17 protein-coding genes and 1 tRNA gene are annotated in these 18,773 nt (G+C 44.8%); 2 read left to right on the top strand and 16 right to left on the bottom strand.

Translation table 11 applies throughout. The features are described from left to right. Positions 1-133: 133 nt before the first annotated feature. From pnp to rlmE, 14 genes are all read right to left on the bottom strand, one after another. Entirely contained in the window at positions 134-2,242 is a 2,109-nt protein-coding gene (gene pnp, locus EBI00_RS01105; protein ID WP_123094088.1) for a polyribonucleotide nucleotidyltransferase, read from the bottom strand. Between the two features lie 179 nt (positions 2,243-2,421). Beyond that, positions 2,422-2,691, bottom strand: coding sequence for a 30S ribosomal protein S15 (gene rpsO, locus EBI00_RS01100; RefSeq protein ID WP_012068748.1), 270 nt, complete (start codon positions 2,689-2,691; stop codon positions 2,422-2,424). 85 nt (positions 2,692-2,776) lie between these two features. Further along, positions 2,777-3,706 (bottom strand): tRNA pseudouridine(55) synthase TruB, encoded by a 930-nt coding sequence (gene truB, locus EBI00_RS01095; protein WP_123094087.1) that lies wholly within the window; start codon positions 3,704-3,706, stop codon positions 2,777-2,779. Positions 3,707-3,712: 6 nt separating this feature from the next. Further along, positions 3,713-4,105: a 30S ribosome-binding factor RbfA gene (gene rbfA / locus EBI00_RS01090; RefSeq protein ID WP_123094086.1), complete on the bottom strand. Its 393-nt coding sequence runs from the start codon at positions 4,103-4,105 to the stop codon at positions 3,713-3,715. Positions 4,106-4,117: 12 nt separating this feature from the next. Continuing rightward, positions 4,118-6,688, bottom strand: a complete 2,571-nt coding sequence (infB, locus tag EBI00_RS01085) for a translation initiation factor IF-2 (protein ID WP_123094085.1) — start codon at positions 6,686-6,688, stop codon at positions 4,118-4,120. A 26-nt stretch (positions 6,689-6,714) separates the two neighbouring features. Continuing rightward, positions 6,715-8,205, bottom strand: coding sequence for a transcription termination factor NusA (gene nusA / locus EBI00_RS01080; RefSeq protein WP_123094084.1), 1,491 nt, complete (start codon positions 8,203-8,205; stop codon positions 6,715-6,717). A 28-nt stretch (positions 8,206-8,233) separates the two neighbouring features. Beyond that, a complete protein-coding gene (gene rimP / locus EBI00_RS01075) occupies positions 8,234-8,695 on the bottom strand; it encodes a ribosome maturation factor RimP (protein WP_123094083.1) in 462 nt (153 codons plus the stop codon). Positions 8,696-9,003: 308 nt separating this feature from the next. Further along, positions 9,004-9,089: transfer RNA gene (locus EBI00_RS01070), tRNA-Leu, on the bottom strand. Between the two features lie 67 nt (positions 9,090-9,156). Next, complete coding sequence (gene secG / locus EBI00_RS01065; RefSeq protein ID WP_123094082.1) at positions 9,157-9,516, bottom strand: preprotein translocase subunit SecG; 360 nt, start codon at positions 9,514-9,516, stop codon at positions 9,157-9,159. A 3-nt stretch (positions 9,517-9,519) separates the two neighbouring features. Continuing rightward, on the bottom strand, positions 9,520-10,269 hold the full coding sequence (gene tpiA, locus EBI00_RS01060) for a triose-phosphate isomerase (protein ID WP_123094081.1): 750 nt from the start codon (positions 10,267-10,269) through the stop codon (positions 9,520-9,522). Positions 10,270-10,358: 89 nt separating this feature from the next. Continuing rightward, positions 10,359-11,720, bottom strand: coding sequence for a phosphoglucosamine mutase (glmM, locus tag EBI00_RS01055; protein ID WP_123094080.1), 1,362 nt, complete (start codon positions 11,718-11,720; stop codon positions 10,359-10,361). Beyond that, positions 11,720-12,553 carry a dihydropteroate synthase gene (gene folP / locus EBI00_RS01050; protein WP_123094079.1) on the bottom strand — a complete coding sequence of 278 codons (834 nt, stop codon included), beginning with the start codon at positions 12,551-12,553 and terminating at the stop codon, positions 11,720-11,722. The genes glmM and folP overlap by 1 nt, the downstream gene beginning before the upstream one ends. A gap of 34 nt (positions 12,554-12,587) precedes the next feature. Next, positions 12,588-14,564, bottom strand: a complete 1,977-nt coding sequence (ftsH, locus tag EBI00_RS01045) for an ATP-dependent zinc metalloprotease FtsH (RefSeq protein WP_241556913.1) — start codon at positions 14,562-14,564, stop codon at positions 12,588-12,590. A gap of 60 nt (positions 14,565-14,624) precedes the next feature. After that, entirely contained in the window at positions 14,625-15,245 is a 621-nt protein-coding gene (rlmE, locus tag EBI00_RS01040; protein ID WP_123094078.1) for a 23S rRNA (uridine(2552)-2'-O)-methyltransferase RlmE, read from the bottom strand. A gap of 99 nt (positions 15,246-15,344) precedes the next feature. Between rlmE and EBI00_RS01035 the strand changes: the two genes are divergently transcribed. Then, positions 15,345-15,647 carry a YhbY family RNA-binding protein gene (locus EBI00_RS01035; RefSeq protein WP_123094077.1) on the top strand — a complete coding sequence of 101 codons (303 nt, stop codon included), beginning with the start codon at positions 15,345-15,347 and terminating at the stop codon, positions 15,645-15,647. Positions 15,648-15,763: 116 nt separating this feature from the next. After that, positions 15,764-16,585 carry a hypothetical protein gene (locus EBI00_RS01030; protein WP_123094076.1) on the top strand — a complete coding sequence of 274 codons (822 nt, stop codon included), beginning with the start codon at positions 15,764-15,766 and terminating at the stop codon, positions 16,583-16,585. A 59-nt stretch (positions 16,586-16,644) separates the two neighbouring features. Here EBI00_RS01030 and erpA read toward each other — a convergent pair whose 3' ends face one another. Both erpA and EBI00_RS01020 read right to left on the bottom strand, forming a co-directional pair. After that, positions 16,645-16,992 (bottom strand): iron-sulfur cluster insertion protein ErpA, encoded by a 348-nt coding sequence (gene erpA / locus EBI00_RS01025; RefSeq protein ID WP_123094075.1) that lies wholly within the window; start codon positions 16,990-16,992, stop codon positions 16,645-16,647. Positions 16,993-17,062: 70 nt separating this feature from the next. Continuing rightward, positions 17,063-18,649 carry a peptide chain release factor 3 gene (locus tag EBI00_RS01020; protein WP_123094074.1) on the bottom strand — a complete coding sequence of 529 codons (1,587 nt, stop codon included), beginning with the start codon at positions 18,647-18,649 and terminating at the stop codon, positions 17,063-17,065. Positions 18,650-18,773: the final 124 nt, after the last annotated feature.

Raw genomic sequence — 18,773 nt, 5'->3', positions numbered from 1 at the left:
TTATAAAAGTTATGCAAAGTAAAATATCTAATACATCAATGTATAGTGACTTTATTTTAGTTCATTCAGTAGATCAAAAACAAAAAAAGGTGCTAAAAATTAGCACCTTTTTTGTCTCCATCTATAACCGATATTACTCAGTATAGGCGGCTTTTTCTTCTTCCGTCACGTCTTTCATGGACAGTTTGATACGACCACGCGCATCAACATCTAGTACTTTAACGATGACTTCTTGACCTTCAGAAAGGAAGTCGGTTACGGCACGAATACGCTCTTCAGCGATTTGAGAGATGTGAACCAAACCATCTTTACCAGGTAAGATATTTACGAATGCACCAAATTCAGCTAAACGAACAACTTTACCTTTGTAAAGTTTATCCACTTCTGCTTCAGCTGTGATTTCGTGAATCTTCAGCAATGCCGCATCAGAAGACGCTTTATCCGCCGCGTAAATACGAACAGTACCGTCGTCATCTAGATCGATAGAAGCGCCAGTTTGTTCAGTGATAGAACGAATTGTTGCACCACCTTTACCGATAACGTCACGAATTTTCTCTGGATCAATTTTGATCGTTGCCATAGAAGGCGCGTTTGGAGACACTTCAGGACGAGCGTAACCAATTACTTTCGCCATTTCACGAAGGATATGAGTACGAGCTTCAAGCGCTTGGCTCAAGGCGATATCCATAATTTCTTCGTTGATGCCTTCGATTTTAATGTCCATTTGAAGTGCAGTGATACCTTCTGCAGTACCCGCTACTTTAAAGTCCATATCGCCAAGGTGATCTTCGTCACCCAATATATCCGTAAGTACAGCAAAACCATCGTCTTCTTTGATAAGACCCATTGCGATACCCGCAACGGGTGCTTTAAGAGGAACACCAGCGTCCATCATAGCCAAAGACGCGCCACATACAGAGGCCATAGAGCTTGAACCGTTAGATTCAGTGATCTCAGACACGATACGGATTGTGTACGGGAATTCATCTTCAGAAGGCAATACCGCTTGTACACCACGACGAGCTAGACGACCGTGACCAATCTCACGACGACCAACACCACCCATACGACCACACTCACCTACAGAATATGGAGGGAAGTTATAATGAAGCATGAAGCTGTCTTTGCTTTCGCCTGTCAAGCCATCAGACATTTGTGCATCGCGGCTCGTTCCTAGCGTACAGGTTGCGATCGCCTGAGTTTCACCGCGTGTGAACAAAGCAGAACCGTGAGTTTTGCTTAGTAGACCGACTTCAACGTTGATTGGACGAACAGTTTTGTTGTCACGACCATCGATACGAGGCTGGCCATCGATAACACGACGACGAACAATACGTTTTTCTAATTTAGCAAACGCACCTGTCACATCGGCTTCTGAGAACTCACCTTCTTCAGTAACCAGTGCAGCAACAGCTGCATCACGAACAACACCTAGTTGAGCGTAACGAGCCATTTTTTCACTGATTCCGTAGGCTTCTTCGATTTGAGCCGCGTAACCAGATTGAAGCGCATCGGTTAAAGAAACGTTTGCTGCATCTGCCACCCAATCCCAACGAGGCTTAGCGCACTCAGCTGCGAACTCAGTAATAGCAGAAATAGCCACTTGCATTTCTTTATGAGCGTAAAGTACAGCACCTAGCATTTCGTCTTCTGTAAGCTCTTGCGCTTCAGACTCAACCATTAATACTGCATCTTTAGTACCCGCTACTACCATGTCTAGCAAAGAACCATCTAGATCTGAATAGCTTGGGTTAAGAACGTAACCAGACTCATCATTAAAACCAACACGAGCTGCACCGATAGGACCATTGAATGGAATACCAGAAATAGTCAATGCTGCAGACGTTGCCAACATAGCCGCAATATCAGCGTCTAAGTTAGTGTTAGTAGACATAACCGTACAAACAACCTGAACTTCGTTCATGAACCCTTTAGGGAATAATGGACGGATTGGGCGGTCGATCAAACGAGAAGTCAGTGTTTCTTTTTCAGAGGGACGGCCTTCACGTTTTAGGAAGCCACCTGGAATTTTACCAACCGCGTAAGCACGCTCTTGATAATGAACAGACAATGGGAAAAAGTCTTGACCAGCTTTCGCTGATTTAGCACCTACAACAGTAGCAAGTACTTGTGCATCACCAATTGTACAAAGAACAGCACCTGTTGCTTGACGAGCAATGCGGCCTGTTTCTAGCGTTACGGTATCGTTACCGAACTGGAAAGTTTTTGTCGTAATACTCACACGTATTCCTTTTATTAAAAAATTTCTTCTCCCAAAGACCTCTTTTTAAGCCAGTACTCATATGAACTCTTTTAGTACTTTCCGATTTTTACGGAAGAAAAAGCACATATGAAGTACAGGCTGTCCCTTGGGAGACCAATAAAAAAAGGGCCATAATCACTTATGGCCCTTTCTCAGTCTTAGCGACGCAGACCTAGTTTTTTGATCAAACTAGTGTAACGAGCTGCATCTTTACGCTTTAGATAATCCAACAACTTACGACGCTGGTTTACCATGCGGATTAGACCGCGACGAGAATGATGGTCGTGGATATGAGCTTTAAAGTGACCTTGAAGACCTTCGATGTTCTTAGTCAACAATGCTACTTGAACTTCAGGAGAACCAGTGTCGCCTTCCGCTACTTGAAACTCTTTTACCAACGCTGCTTTTGATTCTGCAGACAATGCCATAATCTTAATCTCCAAATTAATATGCTATTAAAAATAAAGGATAGCCGAGCATATTTTCAGTCATCCTATGCAAGTCAGTATAACATTAAATATTAACTAACTCACTGGTATTTACGAGCCTGTGGGGCCGAATAATAGACTCTTTTAAAATCCCTAATCCCAAAAAACGCTGTGTCTTCTGGTCATACAATCTCACCAAACTACCATCCATTAACAATGTTTCGTTAGGAACACTTCGTCCAAACATCATGTCTTTGGTTTGTTCTGGCGAAAAGAAGACTTTTTCAAAGTGCTCTACAGCCGTATCCATTGGCAAAAGTAAGGCGTCTAGTGCATCTTCACCCTGTTCGGCAATTTTTTCAAACGCCTCTAGGGTCAACATATTTTCTGCTGAATACCCTGCTGTTGAAACTCGATGCAGCGAATGCAAATGTGCACCACACCCAAGCATCTCACCGATATCCTCACCAATGGTGCGAATATAGGTGCCTTTTGAACAACGTATGTCGAGCGTTAAGGTATCCGCGGTTCTTGAAACAAGCGTTAAATCGGCAATGGTCACTTGACGACGCTTTCTTTCAATCACAATGCCTTGACGCGCATATTCGTATAAAGGTTTACCTTCGTGCTTCAGCGCTGAATACATCGGAGGAATTTGCTCGATCTCGCCACGAAAGCGATTCAATACAGACTCTAACGCTTCATCCGTCAGGTCAGGAACAGGCAGATCCGTTAAAACATCACCTTCCCTGTCGCCTGTGGTCGTTCTCTTGCCCAGTTGAATACAGGTAATGTATCGTTTATCTGCATCCAACAGGAACTGAGAAAACTTGGTCGCTTCACCTAAACACAATGGCAACATACCTGTCGCCAGAGGATCAAGCGCCCCAGTGTGACCTGCCTTGGCTGCACGAAACAGACGCCTAACACGCTGTAACGCTTGGTTTGAGCTCAGCCCAATGGGTTTATCCAGTAATACAATACCATCGACTGGTCGCCACTTTGTCTTAGACATACCAACCTATTTTTCGTCTTCGTTCGCACTTTTTGCTTCGTCATCTCGAATCACTTCGTCAATCAGAGCCGACATTCGTGAACCATTAACGACACTTTGGTCATAATGAAAACGCAAATGCGGCATGATACGAAGCTTCACTTCTTGTGCTAAACGGCGACGCAAAAATCCTTTTGCACTGTCTAAAGCCGCTTGATTTTCAGCAATTATTTCAGGCTGATCATCTTTGCCAAGGACAGTGTAATAGATATCTGCGTAACCCAAATCTTTTGCTACACGCACTTCGTTGACAGTAACCAACCCTAAACGTGGGTCTTTTACTTCAAACTGGATCAAGGACGCCAGCTCCTTTTGGAGCTGGTCACCAATCCGACTAGTACGACTAAATTCGCCTGCCATGATTCTGTCCTATTAAAGTGTACGCGCTACTTCGACGGTTTCAAAAACCTCGATCTTATCGCCTACTTTGACATCGTTGTAATTTTTCACACCGATACCACATTCCATACCACGGCTCACTTCGTTCACGACATCTTTGAAGCGACGTAGAGACTCAAGCTCACCTTCATAAATAACCACATCATCACGTAAAACGCGGATCTGCTTATTCCGGTAAACCGTTCCTTCAACCACCATACAACCCGCAATTAGACCGAACTTAGGAGAACGGAACACATCACGAACCTCAGCAGTACCCTTAATATCTTCACGCAGATCCGGTGACAACATACCAGACAAGGCCGATTTCACATCATCGATGATGTTATAAATAATGCTGTAGTAACGAAGATCGATACTTTCACGCTCAATAAACTGTTTCGCAGAGCTGTCCGCACGAACATTGAAACCAAAGATAACCGCGTCAGACGCGAGCGCCAAGGTTGCATCCGTTTCTGTGATACCACCGACACCGCTTGATACTATGTTAACCTGAACCTCATCTGTGTTCATGTCAGTCAAAGACTTGATCAATGCTTCAAGAGAACCACGAACGTCTGCTTTCAGAACCACATTGAGAGTACGAACTTCGTCTTTGCCCATTTCAGAGAATAAATTCTCCAATTTGGCTGTGTGCTGACGAGCAAAACGTACTTCACGGTATTTGCCTTGACGGAAGTTAGCCACTTCGCGTGCTTTACGCTCATCTGCAACAACGATGAATTCTTCACCCGCTTCCGGTGTGCCATCAAGACCTAAAATCTCTACTGGAATAGAGGGACCGGCTTCAGTAATCGCCTTACCATTTTCATCAAGCAGTGCACGAACACGGCCCATCTGTAAACCAGCTAATACAATGTCACCTTTGCGCAAGGTACCATTTTGTACAAGTAGTGTCGCGACAGGACCACGACCACGGTCAAGACGTGATTCAACCACCACACCTTTACCTGGCGAGCTAGGAACCGCTGTCAGCTCAAGTACTTCAGCCTGCAACAGGACAGCCTCAAGTAAAGCATCAATGCCTTCACCCGACTTAGCCGACACACCAACAAATTGAACGTCACCGCCCCATTCTTCAGGCACAACTTCTTGCGCTACCAACTCGTTTTTAACACGGTCAATATCAGCGCCATCTTTATCAATTTTAGTGATAGCAACAACCATTGGTACGCCTGCGGCACGAGAATGCTGAATCGCCTCAATCGTTTGTGGCATCACACCGTCATCCGCTGCACAAACCAAGATAACCACGTCTGTGGCTTTAGCACCACGAGCACGCATTGACGTAAATGCTGCGTGTCCAGGTGTATCTAGGAAACTGATCATGCCTTGTGGCGTTTCAACATGGTAAGCACCAATGTGTTGTGTAATACCACCAGACTCACCATCTGCAACACGAGTTGTACGGATAAAATCCAGTAACGATGTTTTACCGTGGTCTACGTGACCCATTACAGTGACAACAGGCGCACGTTTAATGGCCTCGCCCTCGTAATCGATCGCTTCAATCATGTCGTTTTCGACCGCATTTTCATCATAAAGCTTCACCGTATGACCCATCTCTTCAACAACCAAGGTGGCTGTATCACGATCAATCGTCTGGTTAATGGTTGCCATTGCGCCCATTTTAAACATCACTTTAATGACTTCTGCGCCTTTAACCGCCATTCTCTCCGCAAGGTCTGCAACCGTGATACTTTCTGGCAACAGAACTTCATGGATCATTTTAGCGGTAGGTTTTTGGAAACCGTGCTCTTGCTTAGCTGGTTTCTTACCTTTACGGCCTAACTTACCACGACGGGTAAATTCGTCTTCGTCGTTTACATTGACGCGAGACGTACGCTTGTTGTCTGGGTTAACACGACCACGAGGCTTGTCTTTATCGCTCTCGTATCGTGGTGGACTTTTCTTGCCTTTTGGCGCTGATGATGGCTTTTTGTTGTCCACTGCTGGTTGAGATACTTTTTTTGCCGCTTTTGGCTTCGGTGATTCCACGGGTTCTGCCGCTCCTATACCGGAAACATACTGCTCCGTTTCATTGACCGCGCCAACATCCGCTTTTGCGGCATTAGCCGCTGCGTCACGACGCGCTTTTTCTTCGGCTTCAGCTTTTGCTTTAGCCACCTTCTCTTCTTCTGCTTTGCGTTCAGCATCTAGACGCGCTTGCTCTTCTGCTGCTAAACGCGCCTGTTCTTCTGCAAGACGCTGTTGAGCTAACAACTCTTCTTGCTGTTGTGCTTCGCTGCTCACTTCATCACGCTTAACATAAGTACGCTTTTTCTTTACTGCGACGTTAACGGCTTTGCCACCATCGCGAGATATCGTACTGGTTGTTTTACGCTGCAAAGTAATACGCTGGCTAGTATCTGTTCCTTCGCCATGCTGACGCTTCAAATAATCCAATAATTTTTGCTTTTCGACGTCAGAAACTTCTTGCGATGCACTCGTTTGAGGCAGGCCAGCATCTTTCATCTGAGTCAGCAGCTTCTCGACTGGTGTATTCACCAACTCGGATAGTATCTTTACGGTTTGAACTGTCATTAAGTTCCCCCTTATGTACTCAGATTTTATTCAGATTCAGCAAACCAAGGCGCACGAGCTGTCAATATGAGGCTAGCAGCACGCTCTTCTGTCATGCCTTCAACGTCAAGCAACTCATCAACTGACTGCTCAGCCAAATCTTCCATAGTAACTACCCCCATAGAAGCAAGCACCAAAGCAAGATGATTATCCATTCCTGCCATCGCTAACAAATCAGCGGCAGGTTTTGCATCATCTAACTTTTCTTCAGCTTGTAGCGCGCGATTTAAAAGCGCTTCTTTGGCTCGTGAACGTAACTCGTTTACCAAATCTTCATCAAAACCATCAATTTCTAGCATCTCTTCCATTGGGATATAAGCCACTTCTTCTAACGAAGTGAAGCCTTCATCCACCATCTGGATAGCCAAATCATCATCGATGTCGAGACCAGAAACAAACAGATCAATCAGCTTCTGTGATTCTTCTTGCTGCTTCGCTTGGGCGTCTTCACTGGTCATGACATTTAATGCCCAACCGGTTAAGGTTGATGCTAAACGAACGTTTTGTCCGTTACGGCCAATTGCCTGAGCTAAATTATCGCTCTTAACCGCCACATCCATGGAATGAGCATCTTCGTCAATTACAATAGAATCAACTTCCGCTGGCGCCATCGCATTAATGACCAGTTGGGCTGGATTATCATCCCAAAGCACTATGTCTACACGCTCACCGTTCATTTCATTCGAAACGGCTTGCACACGAGCGCCACGCATACCAACACAAGCGCCGATAGGGTCAATGCGACGATCATTGGTCTTCACTGCAATTTTAGCACGCAAACCTGGATCACGAGCGGCGCCGCGAATTTCAATGACTTCTTCAGAGATTTCCGGCACTTCTAAACGAAATAACTCGATCATAAAGGCCGGGGCATTACGGGACAAAATCAATTGAGCACCACGACTGTCTTCACGAATTTCGAGCAACAAAGCGCGAATACGATCATTCATTCGGAAGCTCTCACGAGCAATCAGCTGATCTTTTGGCAAAGACGCTTCAGCGTTCTCACCTAAATCGATAATCAAGCTATCACGTGTCACTTTTTTCACTTGACCATGAACAAGCTTGCCTACTTTTTCAGTGTAAAGCGCAACCATTTTTGCACGTTCCGCTTCACGCACTTTCTGTACAATCACTTGTTTCGCTGTCTGCGCGGCAATACGACCAAAGGCTTCAGACTCCACCTCTTCCTCGTAAACTTCACCGATACCCAAGCCAAGATTTTGTTCTTCTGAGTCATCAATAGTCAACTCAGACGCTGGCGCAGAATAATCTTCATCAGCAACAATGTTCCATTGGCGATACGTTTTATAATCACCTGTGCGTTGATCGATGGATACACGAATTAATGCGTCTTCTTCAAAACGACGTTTGGCAGCACTCGCTAAAGCAATCTCAACAGCTTCGAAAATCACTTGTTTCGGAACATCTTTCTCGTTGGAAACCGCTTCTACTACCAAAAGAATCTCTTTGCTCATCCTTTTAGCCTCTCTTTAAAGTTAATTTTTAAAATTGTGGAACAACATTTGCCTTATCAATCAGATCAATTGGCAAGAGGTATTCTTCTTGATCGACGCGAATAACAATATCTTCGCCTTCGATCCCCATTAGTTGCCCCTTGAACTTACGACGCCCATCAAAAGGAACACGCAAACGCAATGAAACAATAGAACCAATATAGGCTTGATACTGAGCCAAACTAAATAAAGGCCGATCCAAACCTGGCGATGACACTTCTAGGTTGTATTCTCCCGTGATAGGGTCTTCAACATCTAAAATAGAGCTGACTTGACGACTAACACGCGCGCAATCTTCTACATCAATACCTTTCTCGGCATCTGTTTCGATGTAAATACGGAGTACAGAATCTTTCCCCAAGGAAAGGTATTCCATCCCCCAAAACTCAAACTCCAAACCCTCAACAACGGGTCGAATAAGCTCTTCTAAAATCGTGTATTTTGCTGACAATCGTTTTCTCCGAAAACCCATTTTGTAAAACGCAGAAACAAAAAACGGGCTCAAGGCCCATTTTATTTGAAAGAATTACAATGCAGATAACAAAAAACCCCATAAAGGGGCTCTTAATGTTTTCCCTGTAACAGAGAAAACGACCTTCTAGGAAGGCTTATCTGACACCTAACACCAAGAGCAAACCGCTGCGTCAACCTTAATAAGGTGAACCGAGAATAAAACAAAACATCTTTCTTCCCAACAAACCAGATCACTCTTAATCAATATTCACACATGATACACAATGTAGAATATTAATTCAATATTGGTGCGGATGGGGGGACTCGAACCCCCACGAGCGATGCTCACCACCCCCTCAAGGTGGCGCGTCTACCAATTCCGCCACATCCGCAAAACTTTTCTTTATCAAAAACACTATCACTTCATCTTTGCGAAGCACAAAAGATGAGGCTGCTAACTTATTCTACAGTCGGTATGTCTGACGCTGAAGATGATTTACTTGTGTTACCCAATTCTGGCAACTCAACCATTTCTTCAACCTGAGGAGCTGAAGGAACAAAATCAAGAGAACCTGAAACACTCTTCGCTTTTTCGCTGGCATAAAAAGCCAAACCAAAGCTAGTTAGGAAAAATATCAAGGCAAACAAAGCCGTCAATTTACCGAAAAAACTACCGCCACCCTGACTACCAAAAACAGTCTGTGACGCACCACCACCAAAGGCAGCACCAGCATCAGCACCTTTACCTTGCTGCAGTAACACTAACGCAATAATCAATATTGCCGCTAGAACATGCAAAACTAAAATTAGTGATTCCATTAATTAACCCGCTGCCTTAATTATTGCGATAAATTCATCTGCATCTAGAGAGGCACCGCCAACTAGGGCACCATCTATATCAGGCATCGCAAATAACGCCTGACTACTTGATGCTTTCACACTGCCGCCATACAGTATCTGAGATTGTTGAGAAACAGACACAGAGAATGTCGACAAATACTTCCTTATAGACTCATGAACACCTTGAGCTTGCTCTGCACTCGCAGAAACGCCAGTACCAATAGCCCAAACAGGTTCATAAGCGATAACAATATTTTCAAACGCATCGATACCAACAAGTTCAATGACGGCATTAAGTTGACGCTCACACACTTCAAGTGTTTTATCAGACTTCCGTTCTTCCAGAGTCTCACCTATACAAAGCATAGGAATCAATTCTTCTGCTAAAATCGCTTTCACCTTGTGGGCGACCATTGCGTCTGACTCACCGTATAACGAACGGCGCTCTGAATGACCTGCCAACACATATTTAACGCCAAAGTCATTCAACATTGAGGTTGATACCTCACCAGTGAAAGCACCTTTTGGTTGATCACTGGCATTTTGAGCCGCTAAAACAATGTGCGACCCAGACAGCATTCCACTTACTTGTGACAAATAAGGAAAAGCTGGAGCAACAACTACCTGGGCGCTAGAACCTTCCATCTTAAGCAAGCCATCAACCAACAACGAAACAGATTCTTTTGAACCGTTCATTTTCCAGTTACCAGCAACAATCTTTTGACGAATCATATTCTAACCCCTAAATTCGAGGCGCCCATTCTATGGAAAGCCCCGATTTGTTTCAAGTATTTATTCACACCAAAACCATAAATTTTACACTACTGGCCCAGCAAATCGTCTGCTACCTTGGCCGCAACAACAGATTTAACCTCATCAACCAAATAATCAACAAGCTCATTGACTGTTGCGTCATCTCGACCTTCAACCATCACTCGTATTAACGGTTCTGTACCTGACGCCCTTAACAAAACCCGACCCAAACCATTTAATCGCTCATTTGCCACGGCAATGGCTTTTTGTAGAGCAGGCTCTTCATTCGGCACAAAACGTTTTGCGACACGAATATTTTTTAATTTTTGCGGGAATTTAACCAAACCAACCAATAGCTCATCAAGGGATTTCCCCTCTTCAACCATGGCTCTTAAAACTTGTAGGGCAGCAATAATCCCATCACCCGTTGTGGTAATGGAACGACACACGATGTGGCCAGACGGCTCACCACCCAACACCCAACCGTGGTGAGCAAGTTTCTCGTTTACATAACGATCCCCCACAGCGGCTCGACTAAAGCCAATCCCCGTCTCAGAAAACGCCAATTCAAGGCCAAAATTACTCATTAAGGTCCCCACCACACCACCGCTAAAACGTCCGGTGCGCATTAAGTGATTGGCAATGATGAAAAGAATATCGTCACCATCACGCACAACACCATGACGATCAACCAGTATCAAACGGTCTCCATCACCATCAAGCGCAATACCCAAGTCTGCCTCTTCGGCCAACACGTTTTTTCTCAGTAATTCAGGCTTGGTCGCACCACTGTATTCATTAATATTTAGGCCATCCGGATTCACACCAACAGCAATCACCTCAGCGCCTAACTCAGAAAACACTCTTGGAGCGACATGGTAAGTGGCACCATCAGCACAATCGACGACGATTTTCAGACCACTTAACTGCAACCCAATAGGAAAGGTTCCTTTGCAATATTCTATGTAACGCCCTGCCGCATCATCAATTCGTTTAGCACGACCAATTAAGCTAGATTCAACCACTTCCATCGGTTGCTCAAGGTAATATTCGATCTGCTCTTCAACTTCGTCAGATATTTTTCCACCTTGCGCAGAGAAAAACTTAATACCATTGTCAGTGTAAGGGTTATGAGACGCACTGATCACTATACCTGCACTGGCACGAAAAGTACGCGTCAAATAAGCGATCGCCGGCGTTGGCATTGGCCCCACTAGACGAACATCTGCCCCTGCTGCGACAATGCCAGACTCAAGCGCCGACTCAAACATATAACCAGAAATACGCGTATCTTTACCGATGAGAATTTTCTTATCATTTTCCTTAAAAACTTGGCCAGCGGCCCACCCTAACTTCAGCATAAACTCAGGTGTGATCGGCGCCGTACCTACTTTCCCTCGTATTCCATCTGTACCAAAATATTTACGCATTAACTTTCTCTCTCAATACGGGACATCAGCGCCAGCATCTCGACGTGCGGCCTAACATCATGAACTCTAAAAATACGCGCCCCCTTTGAAAAAGCAGAAGCATTCGCCCCCATTGATCCAAACAAGCGCTCTTCAACGGGTAAATTCAAGGCCTCTGCGATCATGGTTTTTCGCGAAAGACCAATCAACACCTCAAACCCCAGCTGCTTTAAAACATGTGTATTTTGCAATAGTAATAAATTATGCGACAGTGTTTTACCAAACCCAATACCAGGGTCCAATATAATCCGCGACTGGTCGATACCGACATTGCGACACGCTGCAACGCGACCAATAAGATAGTCGACAACCTCATCCACAACGGAAACATAATCTGGTTGATTTTGCATAGTTTGTGGGGAGCCTTTCATATGCATCAAACACACGGGCAGCCCTGTATTCGCCGCCGCAACCAAAGCACCATCACGCTCGAGAGCACGCACATCATTGATCAAACCTGCCCCCAAAGAAGCGGCACCAACCATAACATCGGGTGTACTGGTATCCACCGACACAATCACATCAATACGTTGTTTAATGGCCTCAATTACTGGCATAACACGATCAAGCTCTTGCTGGACTGTGACAGGGGCAGCACCTGGACGCGTGGATTCTCCTCCCACATCAATAATACTGGCACCTTCACAAATCATTTTTTCAGCTTGGCGCAGGGCCGTGTCTAGCGAGTCAAACGCCCCACCGTCAGAAAATGAATCTGGTGTGACATTAAGTATCCCCATTACATGAGGAAGGGACAAGTCTAACGACTTGTCCCCAAATGGCATTAATGACATGCAATAACCACTCTAATAACGAACAATCATTTTACTATTCGCTTGCAGGCTTAGGTGACGCCTGCCCTGAAGCATCGTCACTGTCTCCTGTAACTTCACCGTCTTTATTGACAGCGTCGTCTTCAGAAGATGACTTCTGAACAGCATCATCGTCTTTTGACATAGCACCCGGATCAGTCCACCCATCTGGAGGCGAAGGCTTATTACCATCCATTATTTCTTTAATTTGCTTGGCATCAATTGTTTCATATTGAACCAATGCTTCCGCCATAACATCTAATTTAGCACGGTTGTCGACCAAGATTTTGGTCGCTTTTTCGTAACAGCGACTGATGATATCTTGCACTTCAGAATCTATTACCTTACCAGTCTCAGGTGAGAAATAGTTTGCCTTGCTACCTGTAGGCCCAGTGATGTAACTGCCACTGTGATCATCTTCTTCGTAAGCAAATGGACCTAATTTTTCAGACAACCCCCATTTGGTAACCATGTTTCGAGCAATACTTGTTGCACGCTCGATATCATTAGAGGCACCCGTGGAAACACCATCAAAACCATGAATCATTTCTTCAGCAATACGACCACCATAAAGGCTACAAACCTGACTCTCAAGTCCGCGCTTACTGATGCTGTATTTGTCTTCTTCTGGCAAGTACATGGTGACACCCAAAGCGCGACCACGAGGAATAATCGAAACCTTATAAACAGGATCATGCTCTGGCATCAAGTAGCCAATAATAGTGTGGCCAGCTTCATGATAAGCCGTATTCAACTTTTCTCTGTCACTCATCACCATGGTTTTGCGTTCAGCCCCCATGAGAATTTTATCTTTCGCTAGCTCTAGCTGTTCCATGTTAACAAGACGACGGTTAGAACGGGCAGCAAACAAAGCGGCTTCGTTGACCAAATTCGCCAAGTCAGCACCAGAAAAGCCAGGCGTACCACGGGCAATGTTTTTTGGCTCAACATCATCATCACAAGGCACTTTACGCAAATGCACCTTCAAAATCTGTTCACGACCACGAATGTCAGGCAAACCCACTTGCACTTGACGGTCAAAACGACCAGGGCGCAACAAAGCTGGGTCTAACACATCAGGACGGTTAGTTGCCGCGATAACGATAATACCTTCATTACCTTCGAAGCCATCCATTTCAACCAATAACTGGTTTAATGTTTGCTCACGTTCGTCGTTACCCCCGCCCATACCGGAGCCACGATTACGACCAACCGCATCAATCTCATCAATAAAGATAATGCAAGGTGCGTGTTTCTTCGCTTGTTCAAACATGTCACGAACACGAGACGCACCGACACCCACAAACATTTCAACGAAATCAGAACCAGAGATAGTAAAGAAAGGTACTTTAGCTTCACCAGCAATCGCCTTTGCAAGCAAAGTTTTACCTGTACCTGGAGGCCCACACATCAAGATACCACGAGGAATCTTACCGCCAAGACGCTGAAACTTGCTTGGCTCGCGCAAAAAGTCTACCAGCTCGCTAGTATCTTCTTTTGCCTCATCACAACCCGCTACATCCGCGAAAGTCGTTTTGATCTGATCTTCCGGTAGTAAGCGCGCCTTGGACTTACCAAACGACATAGGGCCACCTTTACCGCCGGCACCCCCTTGCATTTGACGCATGAAAAACACAAAAATAGCCAAAATGAGCAGAATAGGGAAACTGGCTAACAAGAGCTGAGTCCATATACTTTGCTGGTCAGGCATACGCCCTTCGACAACGACATTATTGCTTAACAGATCATCCATAATTTTTGGATCTGAAGCAGCCGGTCTTACTGTGTCAAACGTTGCACCATTGGTACGACTACCGCTAATGGTATAGCCATCAACGATAACCTTTGCCACACGGCCTTCTTGTACCTCTTTGACAAACTCAGAATAAGAAATCCGATTCGTGTCGGGCGTTGTATTAAAGTTGTTAAAAACTGTTAGTAGTACTGCAGCAATCACCAACCACAACAGTATATTTTTCATCATATCGTTCAAGAGCACACCTCTAAACGGTTATTGTTAATGCCTCTGGCTATCATACCAGAACATGGATAATTAACCTTTATATTGTCTTCCTAGCAAGTAAACTTCGCGACTTCTCGCTCGCGACGCATCTGGTTTGCGTGTTATGACAGCATCAAACTGAGCTCTCATGGTTTTAAGGTATTCTTCAAACCCCTCCCCCTGAAACACTTTCACCAAAAAATTCCCACCTGGGCGCAACACTTGAGTTGCCATATCCAAAGCAAGCTCTACAAGATACATAGCTTGGGGCTGATCAGCAGAACTGTTACCACTCATGTTGGGGGCCATATCTGAAATTACAAGATCGGCTTTTTGATCACCAATCTCAGCCAAAATCGCTTCGTATACTTCCTGCTCAGTAAAGTCGCCCTGAACAAATCGCACACCTGGCAATGGTGCCATTTCCAATATATCCGACGCAACAATGGTTCCATTATCTCCCACCAACTTTGCTGCAACCTGTGACCAGCCACCGGGGGCTGCACCAAGGTCGACAACACGCATAGCAGGACGAAATAATTTGTCCTTGTCATTTATCTCAAGCAGTTTATAGCTCGCTCTAGAGCGATAGCCATCCTGTTGCGATTTTTTGACATACGGATCATCAAAATGTTCCTTCATCCAATTATTACTACTTTTTGATCTTGCCACGTTTTCATCATACCTAAATCAGTCTATATTCCGCTATAATATCCTTTAACCTCTTCAGCCTCCAATAAAGAGGGTCAACTAATATGAGAAAATTTTACTATGAGTCTTACAAACGCCCAAAAAAAGCAATATCGTCTAATCGGCCACTCACTTAACCCAGTGGTTATGATTGCGGGCAACGGTTTAACGGAAACCGTATTAACCGAAGTCGATCGTGCGCTAGAAGATCATGAACTGATCAAAGTTCGTATCAGCATCGCAGATCGTGAAACGCGTAATGCCCTAATCGCCGAAATCAGCAAAATTATGAAATGCGAGACCGTTCAGACCATTGGTAAAGTGGCGCTTTTTTACCGAGCAGCGCTTAAGCCAAACCCAAAACTTTCCAACTTACTGCGCTAACTTCCCCTAATGCGCTAAACCCACATTAAGAGATAGTCTTTTGCCTTAAACAGACTATCTCTAAACTCTTTAGCAACACAGCCGATACCATGAACTTCTAGATCAGGAGTTTCGTTATGCTGTTTATTGAGGCACTCACTCGAACCAACACACTGCCAAATGAAAAAAAGCATGCATTAAGGCACAAACAGCGCCCCACGCCCTACTCACACGATTCTGTTGATCTCAGTCCCGCGGCCCATGAGGTAATAGAAATTTTTATCAGCAGCGAGGATAAAAATTCGCTCACCGCTTCGAGCAGTATCTTTGCCAATATAATAGAACACGCCCTTAGTTACATTTATCAATCTAACGTAGTGTTACAATCTCCAGAAGAATTGGATACGGACAAAAAAACATGGCGGATCTCTTTGCAGGTGCCCCCTACTGCCAACAATACGACAAATAAACGCTCTGACTACACAACGTCAGAAATACAGCACCCGCTACCGACAAAACAGGTTTTGTTTTATGTCCCTGTCAAACCCGCCTTTGGGCTTCCGATTGACATGACATTGTCGCTGTCCACGCACAACGGTTCGCCTAAACACCCGCCATTTTTTCAATCCCTGGCAAAAGAAAATCCATTGCCCGTTTTACGCACTCCGTATCCACCTGACTTCCTTAATCAACAAGTCACTCACTACCGCCTATTAATTGATCAAGATGGCGAACCTGACCAATTGTCGGTGCTTCAACATCTGAAACAGAATAAGCAAACACCCCACTTGGCAGGACTGAGAGTTTGGAGAATAAAAAACAACCGCTTAACACCCGTGGTTCTCGGTGATATCAACCTTGGTCTTGTATTTGTAGGGCATTACAATCTCATTAACACCCATGCCATTAGCGAAGAAGAAAGAACACTCACCCAGAACAGACTCAATGTGAAGGCATAAAAAAACCCTCTGTATGCGCTAACACACAAAGGGTTGATTGTTTTATCCAATTGGGACGGCTAGATACTAAAGCTGGCACCACAACCACAAGTTGATGTGGCATTAGGGTTTTGCACCACAAATCGAGAACCTTCAAGATTTTCTTTGTAGTCTACTTCTGACCCGACCAAATATTGAAAACTCAATGGATCAACAACCAAGGTCACACCATGGCGCGTCACTTCTGTATCATCTTCTTGATGCTCTTCATCGAAGGCAAAGCCATACTGAAACCCTGAACATCCACCACCCGTTACATAGACGCGCAACATGAGCCGGTTATTTTCTTCTTCTTCGATCAAAGATTGCAACTTCGCGGCCGCTGCGTCTGTAAATTCGATAGGATCAACCGATTCAACCATACTCATTAGAACACCACTATAACGATTACTGATAAAAGGATTATCCGCTTAACCTAGTAATTTAGTCAAGTATTGATCAATGTTCTCGTGTCGCACGGAAACGTACCTGAGGCCATTTTTCTTCCGCCATCATCAAGTTTACACGTGTCGGCGCCAAGTAAGTCAGGTGACCACCACCATCTACCGCTAAATTATCACGACATTTGTTTTTAAATTCTTCAAATTTTTTCGCATCGTCACAATCCACCCAACGGGCCGTATTCACGTTGACAGGCTCGTAAATACATTCCACCTTGTATTCGTCTTGAAGGCGATAAGCTACCACTTCAAACTGCAATTGTCCCACAGCACCAACGATTAATTCATTATTACGTTGCGGCATAAACAACTGGGTTGAACCTTCTTCTGAAAGCTGCTGCAAGCCTTTTTGCAGCGCCTTCATTTTCATCGGATCTTTCAGGCGCACACGACGATACAGTTCCGGAGCGAAATGTGGAATACCCGTGAATTTAAGGTCCTCCCCCTCCGTAAAAGTGTCACCTATTTGGATCGTACCGTGGTTATGCAAACCTATGATGTCGCCTGAAAACGCCTCTTCAACGCCTTCACGGTCTCCCGCTGTAAAAGAAACGGCATCCGTCACTTTAATGTCTTTGCCAATGCGACAATGACGCATTTTCATACCACGACTGTAGGTGCCAGAACAGACACGCATAAAAGCAATACGATCGCGGTGCTTAGGATCCATATTGGCCTGTATTTTGAAGATGAAACCAGAGAATTTTTCTTCCACAGCCGATACCATACGACTGTTGGTTTCACGGTCAATAGGAGACGGCGCCCATTCAACAAAGCCATCCAGCATTTCACGAACACCAAAGTTTGACAGCGCCGTACCAAAAAAGACTGGCGTGAGTTCACCGGCTAAATAAGCGGCGTGATCAAATTCATGACTGGCACCACGCACCAAGTCGATTTCCTCTACATAGGCTTCCCAGTCATCCCCAAGCAAGGTTTTTGCCTCGTCAGACTGCAGACCTTGAATGCGAATATCATCCATCAAGGTATGACCACGGCCACGCACAAAAACATGAATGGTGTCCGTGTAGAGGTTATACACCCCTTTGAAAAAATCGCTCATACCGATAGGCCAAGTAATGGGCGCGGCGGCGATTTTAAGAACGTCTTCAACTTCGTCTAATAATTCGATAGGATCCCGAATATCTCGGTCCATTTTATTGATAAAGGTCAAAATAGGCGTATCTCGCAAACGACAGACGTCCATCAATTTGATGGTTCTGTCCTCGACCCCTTTCGCGCCATCAATGATCATTAATACAGAGTCAACGGCGGTAAGCGTTCGGTAAGTATCTTCCGAGAAATCTTCATGCCCAGGTGTATCGAGCAAATTGACAGTACGGTCTTTATAAGGGAATTGCATCACCGAAGACGTAATTGAAATACCACGTTGCTTCTCCATTGCCATCCAGTCAGAAGTGGCGTGTTTATCGCCTTTTCGGCCTTTAACCGAGCCTGCTGTCTGAATAAGCTGACCTAACAGCAAGAGTTTCTCGGTAATGGTTGTCTTACCAGCATCAGGGTGGGAAATAATTGCGAAAGTCTTACGATCGTTAACTTCGTTGAGAAAATGTTGATTTGCCATTAAAAAAGTCTTTTAAGTTGTACGCAGGATTGTGTTCGTATTAAAAAGGCCAGCAAACAATGACCTTATACCGACAGCCCCATCATGTTGATTGTGATTTCGTTTGCGGCTATTTTCGCTGATC

Source organism: Marinomonas hwangdonensis (genome assembly GCF_003721245.1).
GTDB lineage: Bacteria > Pseudomonadota > Gammaproteobacteria > Pseudomonadales > Marinomonadaceae > Marinomonas > Marinomonas hwangdonensis.
The sequence above is the reverse complement of the archived record's forward strand: the minus strand, read 5'-3'. Positions and strand labels throughout refer to the sequence as shown.

Excerpts from the sequence above, each read along its gene's own strand:
- glmM (WP_123094080.1), bottom strand. The coding sequence starts at position 11,720 with ATGCGTAAATATTTTGGTACAGATGGAATACGAGGGAAAGTAGGTACG.
- folP (WP_123094079.1), bottom strand. The coding sequence starts at position 12,553 with ATGTCATTAATGCCATTTGGGGACAAGTCGTTAGACTTGTCCCTTCCT.
- erpA (WP_123094075.1), bottom strand. The coding sequence starts at position 16,992 with ATGAGTATGGTTGAATCGGTTGATCCTATCGAATTTACAGACGCAGCG.
- EBI00_RS01030 (WP_123094076.1), top strand. The coding sequence starts at position 15,764 with ATGCTGTTTATTGAGGCACTCACTCGAACCAACACACTGCCAAATGAA.
- rpsO (WP_012068748.1), bottom strand. The coding sequence starts at position 2,691 with ATGGCATTGTCTGCAGAATCAAAAGCAGCGTTGGTAAAAGAGTTTCAA.
- nusA (WP_123094084.1), bottom strand. The coding sequence starts at position 8,205 with ATGAGCAAAGAGATTCTTTTGGTAGTAGAAGCGGTTTCCAACGAGAAA.
- EBI00_RS01035 (WP_123094077.1), top strand. The coding sequence starts at position 15,345 with ATGAGTCTTACAAACGCCCAAAAAAAGCAATATCGTCTAATCGGCCAC.
- rbfA (WP_123094086.1), bottom strand. The coding sequence starts at position 4,105 with ATGGCAGGCGAATTTAGTCGTACTAGTCGGATTGGTGACCAGCTCCAA.
- truB (WP_123094087.1), bottom strand. The coding sequence starts at position 3,706 with ATGTCTAAGACAAAGTGGCGACCAGTCGATGGTATTGTATTACTGGAT.
- EBI00_RS01020 (WP_123094074.1), bottom strand. The coding sequence starts at position 18,649 with ATGGCAAATCAACATTTTCTCAACGAAGTTAACGATCGTAAGACTTTC.
- tpiA (WP_123094081.1), bottom strand. The coding sequence starts at position 10,269 with ATGATTCGTCAAAAGATTGTTGCTGGTAACTGGAAAATGAACGGTTCA.
- infB (WP_123094085.1), bottom strand. The coding sequence starts at position 6,688 with ATGACAGTTCAAACCGTAAAGATACTATCCGAGTTGGTGAATACACCA.
- secG (WP_123094082.1), bottom strand. The coding sequence starts at position 9,516 with ATGGAATCACTAATTTTAGTTTTGCATGTTCTAGCGGCAATATTGATT.